At 60.2% G+C, this 568-nt stretch carries 1 protein-coding gene; it reads right to left on the reverse strand.

The window, feature by feature from the left end; translation table 11 throughout:
* On the reverse strand, window positions 1-561 hold a 561-nt coding region (locus ACFFFR_RS03850), incomplete at its 3' end, for a transposase (protein ID WP_512700194.1).
* Window positions 562-568 lie beyond the last annotated feature (7 nt).

Consider the following 568-nt stretch of genomic DNA (forward strand, 5'->3'; position numbering starts at 1 on the left):
CAGATCAATGACCACAGTGACATACCGGTTACCCCAGCGGGTATGGCGCCACACATGCTCATCGACACCCAAGACTCGAACCCCGTTGAGGCGGTTGGGCTCATCAATGAGCAACCGCCGACCCGTGTCTAAGACGGCGTCGTTGGCGGTATGCCAGGACACGCCCAGATTGGCGGCGACCCGGGCAATCGATAACCGGTCGATGACCACGGATTTCAACGCCCACAACGCGGCCGCATGCGATAATTTGGCTTCTGGAGCCACCACGGATGTGGTGTCTTGTTGCCACACCAGCGCGCAATCATCGCATCGATAGCGGCGTAACCGCAGATGCAGCTGGGTGGGCCGCCAACCCAACGGCACATGGGTAACCCGCCGGACGATGCTGTCTCGCGCCCGAGCTTCAGCACCGCACCGGCGACAAAACTGATCTTGGTCTACCATCCGACATTCCAACGCGGCCTGCTCGGCAGTGATGTGTTGGCCGATAATCGTCACTCCGGAATCACGGAGCATGCAAAAGGCATCAAAATCGGGGCGCGAGAAGGTAGGCTGGGCCATGTCGAGG

It is taken from the genome of Micrococcoides hystricis (assembly GCF_042434215.1).
In the GTDB taxonomy this organism is placed as follows: Bacteria; Actinomycetota; Actinomycetes; order Actinomycetales; family Micrococcaceae; genus Micrococcoides; species Micrococcoides hystricis.